The organism is Serratia bockelmannii, assembly GCF_051803255.1.
Lineage (GTDB): Bacteria > Pseudomonadota > Gammaproteobacteria > Enterobacterales > Enterobacteriaceae > Serratia > Serratia bockelmannii.
The window spans coordinates 2,350,605-2,369,112 of sequence record NZ_CP196512.1 but is presented as its reverse complement, the minus strand read 5'-3'; the positions used below and the strand labels follow the sequence as shown (position 1 = coordinate 2,369,112).

Below are 18,508 nucleotides of genomic sequence, written 5' to 3'. Positions count from 1 at the left end.
CAAACCTATCGAGGCACTGATGAAATTACCCAGCAGTTGGATTTTTTTGTTCTGCTTTTACTACACATTCATGGATATTTTTTATTCGTTATTTTTTTCCGAAGACAGGAGGTTTACCAGCACAATCATTCAATCCTTTATCTTTTCAACCTTGCTAGTGGCATTTTTCTGGTATCGGAAAACTGCAAAAACCAAAAACCAAAAACCAATAATATAAGGAAGTCGTTATGAGAGAACTTACGATTAATGAAGTGAACTTTATCGCAGCCGCTGGGGATTTCAGCTATGCGGAACTGGGCGGGGCCGTCGCGGCCGGCGCGGTTGGTGGCGCGATGACCGGCGCCATGGCTGGCGGTGTCGGTGCCGGCCCAGGCGCTGTTGCCGGTGCCGTTATCGGTGGTGCCGCCTATACCGCAGGCAAAATGGTGGAATCCATGTTGGGTGGCAATAAACAAACATCGACGAACAATCCTGCCGACAGTAACTAATACAGGAAGATTCGTGTTCATCATATGAAAAAGTCACTTATTGTATTGTTCGCCATTTTAATTGGGCTTGTTGCTGGCACGATTGCGGATTATTTCACCCTCAATCGCTTCTTGAAATACGCCCTTATCGCCGTTGCCGTTATCGGCACGCATAAATTGCTCAATAGCGATCGCGGGCAACGCTCGGCATGATAAACGTGGCTTATTTGAAAATTTAATGATTAAGGAGCAAATATGCGCAATCTTACCTCTGAAGAATGTTCAATCATTTCCGGTGCAGGAGATCGCAGCGGTACATTGACGGTTTCCGCGGAAACGGTCGGCGCAGCGATCGGCGGTGGCATCGGCTCTATCGGTGGCGTGGCGGGCGGCGTTGTCGGCACCATTGTCGGCGGTGCTGTCGGTAACTATGTCACCGGCGATCGTGCCCCCGGCTCTGTTGGCCCATCAGGCATTCCCTGGGGCGGGAGCAACGGCGGCGGTACCATGTGGGGGAACAACAACAATACCGATTCGAACTGATCGGGGCCCTGCCAGCCACACGGCTGACCTCCCCGGTTAACGTTGGCTTCAGCGCCTAAAGCGTCATTTCATGCCAGGGTTATCGTTATGATAACCCTTTTTGTCATGGGCCCACCACAGGGTGAGCAGCGCGGTTGGCGTAGCGAAAATGTCGAGATGAAGAAGCCAGGTGAAGCGAAGCTGACGTTACCCGAGTTGAATGACTCTATCCGCAGAGGCAATCGTCGATGGACGGTGCGCAATAATCACGCGGGTAATGTTCAGTTGTGAAATAGCGCGGTTAATATGTGTTTCATTATCGAGATCCAGGTGGCTGGTCGCTTCGTCCATAAACAGAATGCTGGGGCGACGATAGAGCGCACGGGCTATCAATAAACGCTGTTTCTGTCCGCCAGAAAGGCTTCCCCCCAATTCGCCGATCAATGTTTCGTAGCCCATCGGCATGTTTTGAATATCATCATGCATATTGCAACGCCGTGCGCACGCCTCAATACGTTTCAGATCCATTTCGGCGTCAAATCCTGAAATATTTTCAGCGATAGATCCCGCCAGCAGCTTGTCATCTTGCAGCACGCAAGCGATACATTGGCGATAATTATTAACGCCAATGTTGCTGATATCCATACCATCGACCAGCACGGCTCCTTCATCCGGCGACAGCAACCCACACATTAACTTCATCAATGTGGTTTTACCCACGCCGGAGGGGCCGACAATCGCCACGCTTTCTCCCGCGGCAATGCTGAGATTCAAATCCGTGATAATGGGTTTCGCCAAACGATCATACTGGTAGCGCAGATTCCGCACCTGAAGCTCTGCGGCGTTGCCTTTTGTGAAGAGCTGACGCGCGGGCATTTGCGGTTCCGGTGACGAAAGCACAATGTCCGCCACCCTTTCATTGTGCAAGCTTAACATTCGCAGCTGAAGCATCATGTCGATCAAGCTGCTGGCACGCTCCGAGAACTGCCCACGGTAGGCGTTAAACGCGATAAACATGCCGATCGTCATTTGATTGTCTATGACCAATGCCGCGCCGAGCCAAAGGATGATCACCTGATCGCAGGTGGCAATAAACGCCCCCAAACCGCCAAACATCATGTTTAACTTGGTCAGCTTGATACCCGCATTGATCGTTTCTACGTTTAGATTCAGCCAATACTGTGAACGGGTTTCAGATAACCCCAACGCCTTTAACGTACTGATGCTATATAACGTCTCCATGAAATGAGACCCGGCCCGCGCGCCCTTCACCAACTGCTCTTCCGACAGCTGCCGATAATGTTGATAAGTCGACAGCCTGAGAATGACGTATATCGCCGTAAAGCCGAGCACCACCCAAACTAACCAGCCGCCATAGAGCAGCATCATGACAAATACCCCGACAGACATGATGCCATCAATAATGCTGCTGACGATGCTGGTAGTGAAAGTCGCTCTTATCGTATCCAATGAGCCGAAACGGGATTGAATATCACCCAACTTGCGCTTCTCAAAGAAGGAAAGCGGCAATTTCATCAGATGATCAAACACTCCCGCCTTCCATTGCACGTCTATCAACGCGCCCATGACGATAGAGATCCATGAGCGCAACATGGATACGCCGGTGCGGAATAAAATAAAGAACAGCAATCCTATACATATCAGCGCTAAAAGATCATGATCGCCGGCCAAAATCACATGGTCCATGACCAACTGCGTACCAACGGGCAACAGCAGATTAACCGCTTCAATCACGATCGACAGACAGAAGATCTTTAGCAAGGCTCCCTTAAGGCCGCGCACATTGCTCATCAGCTTACGAAAGCGCAATCTGCTTTGCTGTTTGATCGGCTGAAATTCACTGTCTGGCCATAGCTCAAGCGCTACGCCGGTAAAATGCCGCGACAGTTCATGCAACTCCAGCACTTTACGGCCAAAGGCAGGATCATGGATCACCGCCCGTCCTCGGCTGACACTGACAAGCACCACGAAATGCTTCATGTCCCAATGCAGAATACAGGGCATTTTCAACGCTTTAAGCTCATCGATATTCAGCGATAACGCTCTGGATTGCAGCTTGAGTGCGCTCGCGATGTCAATCAACGCGGAGAGCGTCGCCCCGCGTGAAGAAAAGCCGTAGCGGCTGCGCAGATTAAACAGATCGATTTGCAAACCATGGTAATGGCATACCATCGCTAAACTGGCCAGCCCGCATTCCGAGGCTTCAGTTTGCAGGATCTGCGGCACTTTGCGGCGCAGCGACAAATTGAGTTTGCCCTTTAGCGCGTCTAAATAAGATTCAGTCATTGATTGGCCCCATCAGGCTGTTTTTCATATCGTAGAAAGGTGAGAACATCCATTGATATAGAGGCCTTTCTTCCAGAAACAGCGTGGATTGAGCCCGCATGCCGTTAGTGAGCTGCAACGCTTTGCCCTGGTAACTGACATGCGTTTTATCCAGGGAAACGGTCACCTTGTAAAAAGATGCCGTTTGCGCGCTGGGTTGATGCACGGGAGAACTGCTGTAAGTTGACATTTCTTGAATGGAGGCCGGTACATAAGCGATGCTTTCTATTCTGCCGGGAAACTGACCGAACTTCTCATAAGGGAAAGCGTCATAGCGAATGTTAATGCCGTCCCCCGCTGAAACATAAGGCACACTGGTGTTCGGCAACCATAAAACTAGCTGATAAATCGCGCCATTACGTGGAATAATCTGTACCAAGCTGTCACCGCTATTGACCATCTGACCCGGCGTAACGCTGAGAGACTCAATGCGGCCATCGCTTGGGGCGTTCACGATCAATGCGCCGCTGGCATCGGCTTCCGCTAACTGCCGTTGCAAATCATTGCGCTGAAACTGGTACTGCGAAATTTGGTTATCGAAATCTGCCGCGCGCGTAACGATGTCACTTTCCAAATTCGTAATTTGCAACGACTCCTGAATGTGTTGACTATGCAGGTTTTGGAACAGACTTTGTTGTTGATAAAATGAATAGGTTTGCCCGCTAAGCTGATCCTTGGTAATCAGACCGCGTTGCTGATATTCCTTATAGGAACGCATGTTGTCCTGAGCAAATGCCACCCCCTCTCGTGCATTATCCAACAGCTGTTTGGACTGCATATGCGCCAATTCATACTGTTTTTTTTGCGCGCGTAGATTTTCCAGCGTCATACGCTTGTTGTCTTGCAACTTAAGAATGATGCTGTCGACATGTTTTAACTGGTTTTCAAGCGCCAGGCGCGTATTGGCGCTCACTTTCCCGTTATCCGTCACTCGGCTGACATCAATCTGATAAAGACGCTGGCCTTTTTTAACCACATCCCCCACTTCGACGAAGCGTTCTGAGATAAAACCCTGTTGGGGCGCAAACACGTTGACTGAGCGGGGGAAGGTGGTGATTTCACCATAAACATTAATGCGGCGTGTATAATGACTGAATATAAGAAAAGAGAGGAAAACAAGAATAAATAAAAACGATAAAAGACCAAAGCACCAGGCAGGCAAGCCGTTTATCAATAAAGCCTTACCCGCCCATTTCGCCCGCTGATGATCCGTGGCTTCCTGTCGAAACAAATCACGCATGACATCCCTTTCCAGAAATAAAATTCAAGCCAGCCTTGGCTCGTAAAATGCGGAAGCATATCGAAAAACAGCAGCAGAGATTAAAACAGATCTGTTGTTTTTAATTAGCGATATCGTAAAGATAATTATTCTCATTATGATATCGGGCGTTCCGAATAAATGCAATGTTTTTTACGCACTTACCCAGCCACATAGCCGTATATCACTATGCATATCGATAAAAAACCAATAAAGAGCCTCCTAATCAAATAACTCTATTCATTCTATCTCTCGCCATATGTAATAGGCAGCGGCGTGACCGCCGGATCGAGCAGCAATGTGGATAAACGCATCAAATCGAAACGCCTCCATGTTCACGGAATAAGGTCTCGGGGAATGGCTCCCTCTGAGTCACCTCCTAGCTTAGGGCAGTTGGCAGTTTGAGCAAAAACAAGTGATTAGACGTGAGCCGCCTCGCCGACCTGCTGTATCAGAAAGGTCAGCAGCGCGCGCGTTTTGGCCGGCAGATAGCGGCGACCGGGGTAAACGGCATACAGCTGCAGCGGCGCCGGCGGCAGTGCCAGCGGCACCTCAACCAAACGGCCATCGGCCAGAAACGGCCGGCAGCCGAGCTCGGAGAGCATGGCGAACCCCACGCCGGCCAAGGCCGCCTTCAGCGCCATCTCCCCGCTATTGACGCGATAGCGCGCATTGACCGGGACGGTAACGAAGGTTCCGTCCGGGCGGACGAACTGCCACGGCATGCCCTTCAGCGCATCCACCGTGCTGATGCAGGGCAATTGCGTGAATTGTTCAATCTCCGACGACGGCGACCACTGCGCCAGCAACGCCGGAGCGGCCACCACGATGCAGGGGAAAGACGCCAGCGGCTGCGCGACATAGTCGCTGTCGTCCAGCATGCCCCGGCTGATCATCACCGCCAGATCGACATCGTCGAGCAGCGACGTCATACCCGCCAGGTTGGTCACGCAGCTGATTTCGATCTGCGGATGCTGCAGGGCGAACGCCGCCAGCGGCTCGCCCAACAGGTATGGCCCCACTTCATTGGGCACGCACAGGCGCAGCGGCCCACGCAGCTGTTGCTGCCGTTCGCTGAGGGTTTGCGCGGTGTGTTCCAGCGACGCCAGCAGCGGCTGGGTGCGTTCATGCAACAGCTGGCCGTTCGGCGTCAGCCGCATCGAGCGAGTGCTGCGTTCGAGCAATCGCTGCTCGAGCTGGCGCTCCAGCTGAGAGATATAGCGGCTGACGTTGGAGGTCGGCATCGCCAGCGCCCGCGCCGCCCCGACGAAGCTGCCTTGCTCCACCACCGCCACGAAGATGCGTAACAGGTTTAAATCCAATTTATCGCGCATGATTATCCCTGATTTGATAACAAACCATGCCATTTCTACCATCTAATCCCGATCAACGCCAAGCGCTACACTGCCGGCCTGACTCTGCAACCGATAGATGCTTATGACACCCACGAGAAAGCTGACGGCGATAGCGCTGGTCATCGCCTTTATTCAGTTCACCAACGCACTGGAATACATGGTATTCAACCCGATATTCCTCTACATGGCCGCCGATTTTTCCGTGCCCGTCAGCTTCGCCGGCTATGTCAGCGCGGCCTATACGCTGGCGGCGGTGATTTCCGGCATCGGCGCATTTTTCTGGATCGGCGGCGTTGAGAAGCAGCGCTTTCTGATGCTCAATGTCACGCTACTGGGCGTGACCACCTTATTGATCGCCACAACCCAGCAGTTTTACTGGCTGTTAGCGCTGCGGCTGCTGGCCGGGCTGTTGGGCGGCACCACGATGGGCGTCGGGATCGGCTTGCTGCTCAACGCCGCGCCGGCCGCGCTGCACGGCAGAATGCTGGCGACGGTGATCGCGTCTTTTTCGCTGGTGAGCATTGTCGGCATGCCGGGCATGCTGTACCTGTGCGAAGTGGCAAGCTGGCGCGTTGCGCTGGCGGCTATCGGCGGGCTGTGTCTGCTGGCGGCGGTGTTGGTGGCGCTGTTCGTTCCCAGGGATGCGCCGCAGCCACAGGCTGCCGCGCCCGTCACGCTCGATCGCCGGTTGTTACTGTTCGCCGCCGCCGCCGGCCTGACGCAGTTCAGCCCAATGCTGCTGATCCCGGTGCTGGCGCCGCTGCTCACCCAGCGGTTACAGGTGGTAGACGCGCATTTGTCCTGGCTATTTTTCATCGGCGGCGTGGCCGGTTATCTGGCGACCGTGCTGGCAGGCCGCTGGCTGCAACGCTTTGGTGCCGTGACGCTGACGGTGGGCGCCACGCTGTTGCTGCTGGGCAGCCTGTGGCTGGTGGCGCGCGGTGGCGATCGCGGTGAACTGTTCATGGTCGCGTTTCTCGCGGCGGCCTATGCGCGGCTGGTGGCGATCTCTTCCCTGAGCATGCGCTGGCCGGACAATCGGCAACGCGCCGCCTTCGGCGTACTGCAAACCGCCCTGATACACCTGAGCGCCACGGTGGCCTTCTTGCTCTCCTCCACGCTGCTGAGCGGCGGCCTCACCCCGCTCAGTTTGCAACGTCTGTTATGGCTGTGCGCGCTGAGTGCCGTCGCCGTCGCACCGCTCAGCGTTTGGCTGCAGGCGCGGCTGTGTCAGCGCGACGCCTCATAAACCACCTTACCATTCACATAGGTGCGATAAATGTTGCGATCGTCTCCCAGGGTCATCAGCACGAACCCTTGCTCCGCAGACGTGGCGCTGTTGGCGTAGCGCAACTGCTGCAGCGGCGTGACCGCCGGATCGAGCACCACGAAATCCGCCTCTTTGCCGACGTTGAAGTTGCCGATTTTGTCGTCCAGCGACAGCGCGCGGGCACCGCCCAGGGTGGCATGATAGAACGCTTCTACGGCGGCGAGCCGGTAATGCTGCAGTTGGCCGACCTTGTACGCCTCACCCAGCGTGCGTAGCATATTGAAGGTGGTGCCGGCCCCTACGTCGGTGCCGATACCGAGCTTCACCCGCTTGCGCCAGGCCTGCTGCAGGTCAAACAGCCCGCTGCCGAGAAACAGGTTGGAGGTGGGGCAAAAGGCGATTGCCGAGCGGGTCTCGCACAGGCAGTCCCACTCCTGCTCCTCCAGGTGCAGGCAGTGGGCGAACACGCTTTTGCCGCCGGTCATGCCGTAGCGGTGGTAAACGTCCAGATAGCTTTGGCTCTGCGGGAACAGCGCTTTTACCCAGGCCACTTCCTGCGGATTCTCGCTCAGGTGCGTCTGCAGCCAAACGTCGGGGAATTCTTCGCGCAGCCGCTGCACCTGCGCCAGCAATGCCGGCGTACTGGTGGGCGCAAAGCGCGGCGTAATGGCGTAACCGAGGCGGCCTTTGCCGTGCCAGCGTTCGATCAGTTCACGCGTTTGGCGGTAACTCTGCTCCGGCGTTTCCAGCAGCGCCTCCGGCGCATGGCGATCCATCATCACCTTACCGGCGATCAGGCGCATGTTCAGCGTTTGCGCCTGGGTGAACAGCGCATCGACCGACTGCGGATGCACGCTGCCGAACACCAGCGCGGTGGTGGTACCGTTGCTCAGCAACTCCCGCAGAAAGAAGGCCGACATCTCGTCGGCGTGCTGCTCGCAGCCATAACGGCTTTCGGTCGGGAAGGTGTAATTGTTTAACCAGTCCAGCAGTTGATCGCCATAGGCGCCAATCATTTCGGTTTGCGGATAGTGGATATGGGTATCGATAAACCCCGGTACGATCGGTTTGTCGCGATACTCCGTGACCGCGAAGCCCGGTGGCAGCAGCGCCTCGCCCTGCTGCCAGCTGCCGAACCAGACGATGACGCCGTCGTTCAGCAGCAGCAAACCGTCGGGAATGTGCCGCAGGCGTTCCTCAAGCTGTTGCGGCGCCTCCACACAGGCGGCGATATCAAAAAAATTGCCACGAATAGCCGTGGTGAATTGCAGTGCCATTATTTTCTTCCTTGTGACGACCGGCCAAGCTCACCCGCGTAATAACTTGCGATGATGAAACAAGGCCCTTTTTACCCAAACGCAAAGACCGGATTAAGCATAGCAAGCCGTGTGCCAATAGGCGGTCATAAAATATATTTTTATTTAAAAACAGAGTGATACTAATTCAACCAAAGAAAACCAACCGATGAAAAAGAATAAAACGCGCGGCGGTCTTCAACGGCAGACGAATAGCAACCGTTTGCTTGCCGAAATAACACCGCGCCGCTGCACCTTTATTGGGCAAGCGGATAATTTCGCGGCCGTGACGTTTATTCCAACACGATGCAAAGTGGTCTGGCCCATTCCGCAGGCCACCCGACAAACTTGAAACGATAACCATTCTCAATTATCATCCGCGCATCTTTTTGACCAGCAATGCGAAAACCATGTCCGCCACCGCTTCCGCCCCGCACACCGCGCTGTCGCGCCTTTACGCCACCCATCATGCCTGGTTGCAGGGATGGTTGCGCAGGCGGCTGGGCTGCGCGTTCGACGCGGACGATGTGGCGCAGGACACCTTCATGCGTCTGCTGAAAAGCGACGCCGCGGCGACCCTGCGCGAGCCGAAAGATTTTCTGGTCACCGTCGCCAAGCGGGTGATGGTCGATCTGTTCCGCCGCAGAACGCTGGAACGCGCCTATCTGGAGATGCTGGTGCTGATCCCGGAAGGCTACGCCCCGTCGCCGGAGCAGCGCCAGAGCCTGCTGGAAAGCCTGCAGCAGATCGACGCCATGCTCGATGGCCTGGGGCCGAAGGTAAAACAGGCCTTTCTGTTGTCGCAGCTCGACGGTCTGGGCTATGCGGACATCGCCGCGCGCCTCGGCGTGTCGGTCAGTTCGGTTAAAAAATACATGGCCAAAGCCACCGAGCATTGCCTGCTGTTCAGCCTCGAAAACGACATTTATTCATGAGCAACGCCATCACCCCCGAGCAGCGCCAGGCGCTGAAAATGGCCGCACACTGGTATGCCCTGCTGTGCGATGAGCACGTCACCGAACGCCAGCGCCAACAATGGCAAGCCTGGCACCAGCAGCATGACGATCACCGCTGGGCCTGGCAGCGCGTCGAAGCGCTGCAGAGTCAGTTGCAGGGCGTGCCGGGCAAGTTCAGCTACCGTGCGCTCGATCGCGCCGACCGCCAGTCGGCGATCGATCGCCGCACCCTGCTGAAGAGTCTGCTGTTGCTGCTCGGCGTGGGCGGCGGCGGATTCTTCTACCAGTCGCCGCTCGGCCGGGAGCTGCGCGCCGACTACCGCACCGCCACCGGCGAAATCAAACCCATTGTGTTAAGCGACGGCACCCAGCTGGTGTTGAACACCGCCAGCGCGGTAGACGTGCATTACGACGATCGCCAACGGTTGATCCGCTTGCACGCCGGAGAAATCAGCCTGGTGACCGGACGCGATCCCCGGCCGCTGTGGGTACAAAGCCCGCAGGGGGCGATGCGCGCGCTCGGCACCCGTTTTTTGGTGCGCGAGAGCGACGGCGAAACGCGCCTGGCGGTGCTGGAACACGCGGTCGAGGCGCAGCTGGCGCAAGACGCGCAACAAAAGCGCCGGGTGAACGCCGGAGAACAGATCAGCTTCAGCACCACGGCCTTCAGCGACAAACAACCGGCCACGACGGAGGACGGCTGGCTGCGCGGCGTGTTGAGCGTCAGCCAGTGGCGGCTGGACCGGGTGATCGCCGAACTGGCGCGCTACCGGCGCGGCCACCTGAGCTGCGATCCGGCCGTCGCCGGCCTGCGCGTCAGCGGCAGTTTCCCGCTCAACGATACCGATCGCGCCCTCGCCCTGCTCAGCCAGACCCTGCCGGTGCGCCTGCAGAGCTTTACCCGCTATTGGCTGCAAATCGTCCCTGCCTGAATCTTTTTAAATAAAAATGATAAAAAATCGCATTCTTGATTGTCCCTTTTGCTTCGCTCATCCGACTCCCAGGAAAACACTGCAGCAATAAATAAAAAATGATTCAGGAGAAGGTATGAACAACGCTTGGGGAAAGGTCGCTCCGGCTTCGCTTTGGGGAAAACGGGCCACGCCGCTGGCCGTGGCCATTGGCCTGGTCTTCGCTGCACCGCAGATGGCGAGCGCCGCCAGCGCCGCTGCCGCCTATCACATTCCGGCCGGTGAGCTGGACGGCGCGCTGAACGCTTTCGCCGCGCGCGCCGGCATCGCGCTCTCGGTGGACGGCGCACTGACCGCCGGTAAACGTTCGCCGGGCCTGAGCGGCAGCTACGGCGTCGATGACGGCCTGAACGCCCTGCTGGCGGGCAGCGGCCTGCAGGCTAAAGCGCTCGGCAACAACGGCTACACGCTGGCCAAACTGCCGCAGCCGCAGAAAGAAGAGGACATCACCGTGGTCGGCGACTGGTTGGCGGAAGGCCGTCAGGCAGACGTGTTCGAGCATCCCGGTGCACGCGACGTAGTGCGCCGCGAAGACTTCGTCAAAACCGGCACCACCACCGTGCGTGAAGCGTTGAACCGCGTGCCGGGCGTAGTGGCGCCGGAGAACAACGGCACCGGCAGCCATGACATGGCGCTGAACTTCGGCATTCGCGGCCTCAATCCGCGCCTTGCCAGCCGCTCCACCGTGCTGATGGACGGCATCCCAGTGCCCTTCGCCCCTTACGGCCAGCCGCAGCTGTCGCTGGCGCCGGTCTCGCTCGGCAATATGGATGCGATTGACGTGGTGCGCGGCGGCGGCGCGGTGCGCTACGGGCCGCAGAGCGTCGGCGGCGTGGTTAACTTCGTCACCCGCGCCATCCCGAAAACCTTCGGCATGGAGGCCGGCATGCAGGGGCAGCTCAGCCCGACCTCGCGCCAGGATCACCCGAAAGGCACCGGCAACCTGATGATCGGCGGCACCGCCGACAACGGCTTCGGCGCGGCGCTGCTCTACTCCGGCACCCGCGGCAGCGACTGGCGCGAGCACAGCGCGACCAAGATTGACGACGTGATGCTGAAAAGCCGCTACGCCCCGAACGAGGTGCACACCTTCAACAGCCTGCTGCAATACTACGAAGGCGAAGCGGACATGCCGGGCGGCCTGAGCCGGGCGGACTACAACGCCAACCCATTCCAGTCGACGCGCCCGTACGACAAGTTCTGGGGCCGCCGCCAGTTGGCCAACTTCGGCTATCAGTATCAGCCGGATCAACAGCATAAGTTCGACGTGCAGAGCTTCTACACCTACACCCTGCGCAGCGGCTATCTGGATCAGGGTAAAAACCTGACGCTGTCGCCGCGCGAATACTGGGTACGCGGCGTGGAACCGCGCTACAGCCAGAGTTTCCGCTGGGGCGATTCGGCGCATGAGGTCGGCGTCGGCTACCGCTACGTCAGCGAATCCACCCACGAGCTACGCTACACCAGCAAGGCCAGCACCGGCAGGCTGCCGTCCACCGCCAGCCCGTACGATCGCGACACCCAGTCCGGCACCGAGGCGCACGCCTTCTATATCGACGATCGCATCGACATCGGCGACTGGACTATCACGCCGGGCATGCGCTACGAGTACATCAAGTCGTATCAGAACAACTACATCAAGAACAACCGCCTCGACGTTAGCTATAACGCACCGCTGCCGGCGTTGAACGTGATGTATCACCTGAACGAATACTGGAACCTGTACGCCAACACCGAAGGCTCCTTCGGCACCGTGCAATACAGCCAGATGGGCAAAGCGGTCGACAGCGGCAAGATTGAACCGGAGAAGGCGCGCACCTGGGAGCTGGGCACCCGCTACGCCGGCGATGCGCTGACCGGCGAGATCGGGCTATTCCTGATCAACTTCAACAACCAGTACGACTCCAACCAGGTGACCGACAGCGTGACCGCGCGCGGCAAAACCCGCCACGCCGGGCTGGAAGGCAGCCTGCGTTACGATCTGTCGCAGCTGACGCCGAAACTGGACGACCTGACCGCCTACGCCAGCTACGCCTACGTCAACGCCACCATCCGCGAAGACGGCGGCTACAAGGGCAACCAGGTGCCGTTCTCGCCGAAGCATAAAGGCACGCTGGGGCTGGACTACACGCCGGGCAACTGGGCGTTTAATCTTAACGGCGAGTTCCAGTCCAGCCAGTTCGCCGACAACGCCAACACCGTGGCGGAAAGCGCCGACGGCAGCACCGGCCGCATTCCCGGCTATATGCTGTGGGGCGTGCGCGCCGCCTATGATTTCGGCCCGGAAATGGCCGGTCTGAATCTGGGCGTCGGGGTGAAAAACCTGTTCAACCACGAGTATTTCACCCGCGCCTATGACGACAACAACAAAGGTCTGTACATCGGTCAGCCGCGCACGATCTATCTGCAAGGTTCGGTGAAGTTCTGATCTTCAGCGGCGGGTGCGGTTAACCGTGCCCGCCGCCTTTCCCATCAACGTGACGATGTCACATAAAACCACTCCTCCGCGCCGCCGCAACGGCGAAAAATAAGTCGCTTCTGACGCTAATACGCGTAGTATCGACGATCCGCCCCGATTTATGGGCGCGGATTTTTTGCCGTTCTGGCCTGAAAAGCGAGGGAATAAGATGAATCATAATGACCTTTCTCAGTGCCGCGTGGACACCGACCGTTTGTTGATTGCCCCCTTTACCGCAGCAGACGCCGACGATGTTTACCAGGCGATCACCCCCACTCTGACGCGCTTTATGACCTTTGAGCCGGAAGCGTCACCGGAAGATTTCGCCAACGTCTGGCAAGGCTGGCTGCCGCTGATGCGCGAAGGCGAAGAAGTGATCTTCGTCGCCCGCCGGCGCGAAGACCGAGAGTTCGTCGGCGTCGGCGGCGCACACAACCTGCGCAGCCACACCCCGGAGCTGGGCATCTGGGTCAAAGAGAGCCTGCATGGCCAGGGTTACGGCCGCGAAATCGTTGAGAGCATCGCGCGCTGGGTCAGCGAACGCTTTCAGCCGCAGCACCTTATCTACCCGGTGGCCGAACAGAATACCGCCAGCCGCCGCCTCGTCGAGTCGCTGGGCGGCGTGCTGGCCGGCCGTTGCGAACGCGTCAAGTATGATGCCGTAGTGTACCACTTACCGCCTCAGCGCTAATCAGCATCGGGCCGCCGGCCCGGTGTGACCTTTTTTGCTTTCCGCCGTGATAACCGCTGCCACTGCCTGCGGGTTTGTGCTAATGATAGAGGCATGTAGGGTAAAAACAGTTGAGGAACAGCAACATGATTATTTTTGTTACCGGCGCCACCTCCGGTTTCGGCGAAGCCATTGCGCGCCGTTTTATCCGTGAAGGCCACCAGGTGATCGCCGCCGGGCGCCGCCTTGAGCGTCTCGAAGAGCTGCAGGACGAATTAGGGCAAGCGCTGCACATCGTGCGGCTCGACGTGCGCAACCGCGCCGCCATTCAACAGGCGATCGAAGCACTGCCGGCCGAGCTGCGTCAGATCGACGTGCTGGTGAACAACGCCGGGCTGGCGCTGGGGCTGGAGCCGGCGCACAAGGCCAACGCCGATGACTGGGAAACCATGATTGACACCAACGCCAAAGGGCTGGTGAACATGACGCGCGCGCTGCTGCCGGCCATGGTCGAACGCAACGTCGGCCACGTGATCAACATCGGCTCCACCGCCGCCAACTGGCCTTACGCCGGCGGCAACGTGTACGGCGCCACCAAGGCGTTCGTCAAACAGTTCAGCCTGGGCCTGCGTGCCGATCTGCACGGCACGCGCATCCGCGTGACCGATATCGAGCCGGGCCTGGTGGGCGGCACCGAGTTTTCCAACGTGCGCTTCAAGGGCGATGACGGCAAGGTCAATAAAACCTACGAAGGCGCCGATGCGCTGACGCCGGAAGACATCGCCGAGTCGGTGTTCTGGGTCGCCACGTTGCCGGCGCGCGTCAACATCAACACGCTGGAAATGATGCCGGTCAGCCAGTCCTTCGCCGGGCTGAACATCCACCGCGGCGCCTGATCCCTGGCGGCGGGAGGCGACTCCCGCCCTGTTTCCTCAGGCCGCGCGCCAGCCGGAAACGATGATCAGCATGCCCACCAGCGCCACCCCGGCGCCCACCCAGTCCAGCGCAGACAGCTTCACCCCATCCACCACCCGCAGCCACAGCAGCGCCGTCGCCACATACACGCCGCCATAGGCCGCGTAGACTCGCCCGCTGGCCGCCGGATGCAGTGTCAACAGCCAGACAAACAGCATCAGGCTTAATGCCGCCGGCAGCAGCAGCCAGGCGCTGCCCTGCTTCTTGAGCCACAGGTAAGGCAGGAAACAGCCGATAATTTCGGCGAGCGCAGTGGCGAAAAACAACAGCGTGGTTTTTAACATCGGTCGCAGTTTTCTCTCGATAAAGTAAACGAATCGGCGCTTGGCTGGTGAATTCCAGGAACGCAGTGGTATATTTGTCACCACGCCTGCGGGCGAGGTAACGCCAGTGCCGCCATCATCAGGCGCACTCACTCATAAGGATGAAACGATGAAAACATTTTCGACCCAACGACTGCTGCGCGGGATGCTGCCGGTCGCCATGCTGGCCGTTATGGGCGCCTGGCAGGCGCCGGCGCTGGCCGCCACCTGCACTCAGGGCAGCACCTGCGTCACCGTCGATGGCAAAGGCAGCGGCGCGATGAGCACCGAAGAAGCGCGCCAGAGCAAAGAGCAGTGGAATGATACCAAAACCCTGCGCCACAAGGTTAACACTCGCGTCGAGAAAGAGTTCGACAAGGCCGATCGCGCCGCGGATGACGAAGACCGTTGCAACGACAGCAACAACGTCAACGCCTACTGGGAACCGGACACCCGTAAATGCCTGGATCGCCAGACCGGCCGTCGGATTAATCCTTAATCCGCCTGCGGCGGGCGGGCAAGCGTGAAACCCGGTCGCCGTTGCTGCTATCCTGTTACAGGAAGTCCATTGTCTAAAAGGATGACGTGATGAAAAAAACGCTGATATTAACCGCTGTGTTGCTGGCCGGCGCCCCGCTGGCGGCACTGGCCTCCTGCGAAAGCGTGAAAGCGGACATTTCGCAAAAAATCGTCAATAACGGCGTACCGGAGTCCGGCTTCAAACTGGAGATCGTGCCCAACGATCAGGCCGATCAAGCGGGTGGCCAGGTGGTCGGCCACTGCGAAAACGACACCCAGAAGATCGTCTATACCCGCCTGAACAACGGCGACGATCGCGGTGACGCGGCGCAGACCGGCACCAGCCAGGATACCTCCAACACGCAGTAAGCCACACCGGCTATCCCGGGCGCTCTGCAGCAGCGCCCTTTCCTTCTCCCTTACGCCTGCTCCGCCTCTTCTTCTTCGCCCTGCGGCCGACAACGCGCCGGGATCAGCATCGCCGCCGCCAGCGCCAGCAACGACACCAGCGCCGACACCAGAAATACCCAATGCAGCGAAGCCGCCACCTGCTGGGTCAGCTGCGCCAACGCCTCGCCCCCCATGCTCTGCCGCACCGCCGGCTCCATCAGCCGCTGCACCGGATCGTCGATTTCCGGCAGACGCCATTGCAGGTTGAGGTTCAGCGTGGCGCCCAGAATCGCGGTGCCGATGGCCGACCCCACCATGCGGGTAAACACCGTACAGGCGGTGGCGATGCCGCGAATGCTGTAATGGGCCGCGTTCTGCACCGACACTAAAAATGTGGTGTTGCACAGCCCCATGCCGGCACCGACCATAAACGCCGCCACCCGGCCCCACAGCAGGCCGCCGTTCGGCTGCAGCATCAGCAGGATCAGGCCGCCCGCCACCAACAGCAGCGCCCCCAGCAGCGCCGTGGCGCGATACGAGGTCATCAGCATCAAACGGCCGCTCAGCGTGCTGGCCAGCGGCCAACCGATCGACATCAGCGCCAGCGTGGTGCCCGCCTCCAGCGGCGAGCCGCCCATCACGCCCTGAATGAAGGTGGGCAGGAAGGCGCTGATGCCCATCATCGCCGCGCCGATCACCAGCCCGCCGATGTTACCGGCGACGATCACCCGGCTTTGCCACAGCGCCAGCGGGAACAGCGGTTCGACCGCGCGCCGCTCCTGGCGGACAAGCAGCGCAAGCGACGCCGCCGCCAGCGCCAGCAACGGCGCCACCCACCATCCCAGACTTTCCATCTGCAACAGCGCCAATAGCAGCGCCGAAACGAACAGCGTCAGCCAGGCGGTGCCCGCCAGATCCAGCGCGTGCCGGCGCAGCTGCTGATGCGCAGGCAGATAGCGCCAGAGGAAGAACATCGCCAGCAGGCCGATCGGCAGGTTGACCCAGAACACCAGCGCCCACGGCAGATGCTGGACGATAAACGCCCCCAACAGCGGGCCGATGATCGCCGACACGCCCCATACGCTCGACAGGTAGCCCATCACCTTCGGCCGCTCGGTGGCGCTGTAGATATCGCCAATGATGGTGGAAGCGATCGGCATGATGGCGCCGGCGCCCAACCCCTGCAGCAGACGAAAGCCGATCAGCCAATACATGTCGGGGGCGAAGCCGCACAGCACCGAGCCCAGCAGGAACAGCGTGGCGCCGAAGAAGAACACCCGCTTGCGGCCGTAGAGATCCGCCAGCCGCCCGTAGATGGGGATGGTGATCGCCTGCGCCAGCAAATAGACCGCGAATACCCACCCCAGCAGCGAGAAGCCGCCGAGGTCACCGATGATGGTCGGCATGGCGGTGGCGACGATGGTGGCTTCGATCGCCGACATGAACATCGCCAGCATGCAGGCGATCAGAATCAACGGGCGGTGGGCGATGGGTGCGGGTGAAACGTTATTTGTCATGGCGTTATGCAGCTTTCCTGGCGTTTTTATTTTCCCTGAGTATATCAGCAAGCGCCTGCGCCGAGTCTATCCGCCCTCACATCCTGTCTTTGCCGGCGGCGAATCGCATCATTTGGACCGATTGTTACGGCGTAACGTTTCGCTGCACATTTTTTTCACTTTCCGCGCATCCCAGCGCTGACGCGGGCTGAGGCGCCGATCCGCGTAATCTCAATCAACTGATTTTGTTCATAAAACTTGGCATGGCTAACGACAGGGTGCTATACCTTCCCTAGCCGGGGTCATTGGGCTTCGTGCTTTCTCTAGTTTAAATATCAGTATCTTATGCTGATTAATTCACGTATTGAGCCGCCGTTCAGCACGCTATGCCGAACACACCCTTCGCTCAATGTCGCTAACCTCATGCGAAACGCCCGTTTTGTACCGCCACGCCCGTCGGGCAGTGGGTAACAATCAGAGCGGAATGCGCCATCTCATCGGCCGCTCCGCGCAACGGAGGACGCAACATCATGCACAAGTCAGCGCCATACCGGCGCCTGCTCCTCGGGAGCCTGCTGTTTATCGCCGTCATCGCGCTGCTGGTTTACGGCATCGGTTGGGAAACCCTCAAGTCGCGCCGGGAAGATTTGATTTATCTCGGCCAGCAGCACATGTTCCTGGTGGTGTGTTCCATGCTGCTGTCGCTGCTGGTCGGCATTCCCAGCGGCATCCTGCTGAGCCGCCCCTTCGCCCGCCGCTGGGCGGAGCACGTGATGCAGATCTTTAACGTCGGCAACACCCTGCCGCCGCTGGCGGTGCTGGCGCTGGCGATGGTAATCATCGGCATCGGCGATCGGCCGGCGGTAGTGGCACTGTTCCTCGCCTCGCTGCTGCCCATCGTGCGCAATACCTATGCCGGCCTGCGTTCGGTGCCGCCGGCGCTGGTCGAGGCCGCCAACGGTATTGGCATGACCGCCGGGCAGCGGCTGCGCCAGGTTGAACTCCCTAACGCGCTACCGGTGATCTTCGCCGGGGTGCGCATCGCGATGGCGATTAACGTCGGCACCGCGCCGCTGGCGTTTTTGATCGGTGCCAGCAGCTACGGCGAGCTGATCTTCCCCGGCATCTACCTGAACGACTTCCCGACGCTGATCCTCGGCGCCGCCGCCACCGCGCTGATCGCCCTGCTGCTCGATCTGGCGCTGGCCGGTCTCGGCCGCCGGCTCAGCCCGCACACCGCATCCTGATGGGAGAAACG

The 18,508-nt window shown here is 58.9% G+C and carries 19 protein-coding genes; 13 read left to right on the top strand and 6 right to left on the bottom strand.

The window, feature by feature from the left end; translation table 11 throughout:
• Nucleotides 1-227: 227 nt before the first annotated feature.
• From ACSJLU_RS11450 to ACSJLU_RS11440, 3 genes are read left to right on the top strand one after another with little or no spacing between them, the layout of a single operon-like run.
• Nucleotides 228-488, top strand: coding sequence for a hypothetical protein (locus ACSJLU_RS11450; RefSeq protein WP_016927848.1), 261 nt, complete (start codon nt 228-230; stop codon nt 486-488).
• 24 nt (nt 489-512) lie between these two features.
• Nucleotides 513-680, top strand: a complete 168-nt coding sequence (locus ACSJLU_RS11445; RefSeq protein ID WP_016927849.1) for a hypothetical protein — start codon at nt 513-515, stop codon at nt 678-680.
• A gap of 42 nt (nt 681-722) precedes the next feature.
• On the top strand, nt 723-1,010 hold the full coding sequence (locus ACSJLU_RS11440; protein WP_025302730.1) for a hypothetical protein: 288 nt from the start codon (nt 723-725) through the stop codon (nt 1,008-1,010).
• Nucleotides 1,011-1,196: 186 nt separating this feature from the next.
• Here ACSJLU_RS11440 and ACSJLU_RS11435 read toward each other — a convergent pair whose 3' ends face one another.
• The 3 genes from ACSJLU_RS11435 to ACSJLU_RS11425 form a co-directional block, all read right to left on the bottom strand.
• On the bottom strand, nt 1,197-3,296 hold the full coding sequence (locus ACSJLU_RS11435) for a peptidase domain-containing ABC transporter (RefSeq protein WP_016927850.1): 2,100 nt from the start codon (nt 3,294-3,296) through the stop codon (nt 1,197-1,199).
• Nucleotides 3,289-4,575 (bottom strand): HlyD family secretion protein, encoded by a 1,287-nt coding sequence (locus tag ACSJLU_RS11430; RefSeq protein WP_049295529.1) that lies wholly within the window; start codon nt 4,573-4,575, stop codon nt 3,289-3,291. Before ACSJLU_RS11430 ends, ACSJLU_RS11435 begins: the two co-directional genes overlap by 8 nt.
• A gap of 437 nt (nt 4,576-5,012) precedes the next feature.
• Nucleotides 5,013-5,927: a LysR family transcriptional regulator gene (locus tag ACSJLU_RS11425; RefSeq protein ID WP_049295526.1), complete on the bottom strand. Its 915-nt coding sequence runs from the start codon at nt 5,925-5,927 to the stop codon at nt 5,013-5,015.
• 103 nt (nt 5,928-6,030) lie between these two features.
• Between ACSJLU_RS11425 and ACSJLU_RS11420 the strand changes: the two genes are divergently transcribed.
• Complete coding sequence (locus tag ACSJLU_RS11420; RefSeq protein ID WP_049296057.1) at nt 6,031-7,197, top strand: MFS transporter; 1,167 nt, start codon at nt 6,031-6,033, stop codon at nt 7,195-7,197.
• Here ACSJLU_RS11420 and guaD read toward each other — a convergent pair.
• On the bottom strand, nt 7,179-8,495 hold the full coding sequence (guaD, locus tag ACSJLU_RS11415) for a guanine deaminase (RefSeq protein ID WP_380826840.1): 1,317 nt from the start codon (nt 8,493-8,495) through the stop codon (nt 7,179-7,181). The two genes, ACSJLU_RS11420 and guaD, sit on opposite strands and share 19 nt — an antisense overlap.
• A gap of 187 nt (nt 8,496-8,682) precedes the next feature.
• Between guaD and ACSJLU_RS11410 the strand changes: the two genes are divergently transcribed.
• The 6 genes from ACSJLU_RS11410 to ydfG all read left to right on the top strand — a co-directional run bounded on the left by ACSJLU_RS11410 (nt 8,683) and on the right by ydfG (nt 14,464).
• On the top strand, nt 8,683-8,865 hold the full coding sequence (locus tag ACSJLU_RS11410) for a hypothetical protein (RefSeq protein WP_380826838.1): 183 nt from the start codon (nt 8,683-8,685) through the stop codon (nt 8,863-8,865).
• 58 nt (nt 8,866-8,923) lie between these two features.
• Nucleotides 8,924-9,448 (top strand): ferric citrate uptake sigma factor FecI, encoded by a 525-nt coding sequence (gene fecI / locus ACSJLU_RS11405; protein ID WP_380826835.1) that lies wholly within the window; start codon nt 8,924-8,926, stop codon nt 9,446-9,448.
• Complete coding sequence (gene fecR, locus ACSJLU_RS11400; protein ID WP_060447217.1) at nt 9,445-10,401, top strand: ferric citrate uptake sigma factor regulator FecR; 957 nt, start codon at nt 9,445-9,447, stop codon at nt 10,399-10,401. Before fecI ends, fecR begins: the two co-directional genes overlap by 4 nt.
• Before the next feature lie 214 nt (nt 10,402-10,615).
• Nucleotides 10,616-12,868, top strand: a complete 2,253-nt coding sequence (gene fecA / locus ACSJLU_RS11395; protein WP_337250000.1) for a TonB-dependent Fe(3+) dicitrate receptor FecA — start codon at nt 10,616-10,618, stop codon at nt 12,866-12,868.
• A gap of 199 nt (nt 12,869-13,067) precedes the next feature.
• A complete protein-coding gene (locus tag ACSJLU_RS11390; protein ID WP_025302723.1) occupies nt 13,068-13,589 on the top strand; it encodes a GNAT family N-acetyltransferase in 522 nt (173 codons plus the stop codon).
• Between the two features lie 125 nt (nt 13,590-13,714).
• On the top strand, nt 13,715-14,464 hold the full coding sequence (ydfG, locus tag ACSJLU_RS11385) for a bifunctional NADP-dependent 3-hydroxy acid dehydrogenase/3-hydroxypropionate dehydrogenase YdfG (protein ID WP_025302722.1): 750 nt from the start codon (nt 13,715-13,717) through the stop codon (nt 14,462-14,464).
• 36 nt (nt 14,465-14,500) lie between these two features.
• On the opposite strand, the gene ACSJLU_RS11380 is transcribed toward ydfG, so the two are convergent.
• Nucleotides 14,501-14,827: a YnfA family protein gene (locus tag ACSJLU_RS11380; protein WP_025302721.1), complete on the bottom strand. Its 327-nt coding sequence runs from the start codon at nt 14,825-14,827 to the stop codon at nt 14,501-14,503.
• Between the two features lie 148 nt (nt 14,828-14,975).
• Between ACSJLU_RS11380 and ACSJLU_RS11375 the strand changes: the two genes are divergently transcribed.
• Both ACSJLU_RS11375 and ACSJLU_RS11370 read left to right on the top strand, forming a co-directional pair.
• Nucleotides 14,976-15,344, top strand: coding sequence for a DUF1283 family protein (locus ACSJLU_RS11375; RefSeq protein ID WP_019455910.1), 369 nt, complete (start codon nt 14,976-14,978; stop codon nt 15,342-15,344).
• Nucleotides 15,345-15,433: 89 nt separating this feature from the next.
• Nucleotides 15,434-15,733, top strand: coding sequence for a DUF1161 domain-containing protein (locus ACSJLU_RS11370; protein ID WP_019455911.1), 300 nt, complete (start codon nt 15,434-15,436; stop codon nt 15,731-15,733).
• Nucleotides 15,734-15,783: 50 nt separating this feature from the next.
• Here ACSJLU_RS11370 and ACSJLU_RS11365 read toward each other — a convergent pair whose 3' ends face one another.
• Nucleotides 15,784-17,271: an MDR family MFS transporter gene (locus ACSJLU_RS11365; protein ID WP_043143259.1), complete on the bottom strand. Its 1,488-nt coding sequence runs from the start codon at nt 17,269-17,271 to the stop codon at nt 15,784-15,786.
• Between the two features lie 509 nt (nt 17,272-17,780).
• Here ACSJLU_RS11365 and ACSJLU_RS11360 point away from each other — a divergent pair.
• Complete coding sequence (locus tag ACSJLU_RS11360; RefSeq protein ID WP_004938551.1) at nt 17,781-18,497, top strand: ABC transporter permease; 717 nt, start codon at nt 17,781-17,783, stop codon at nt 18,495-18,497.
• Nucleotides 18,498-18,508: the final 11 nt, after the last annotated feature.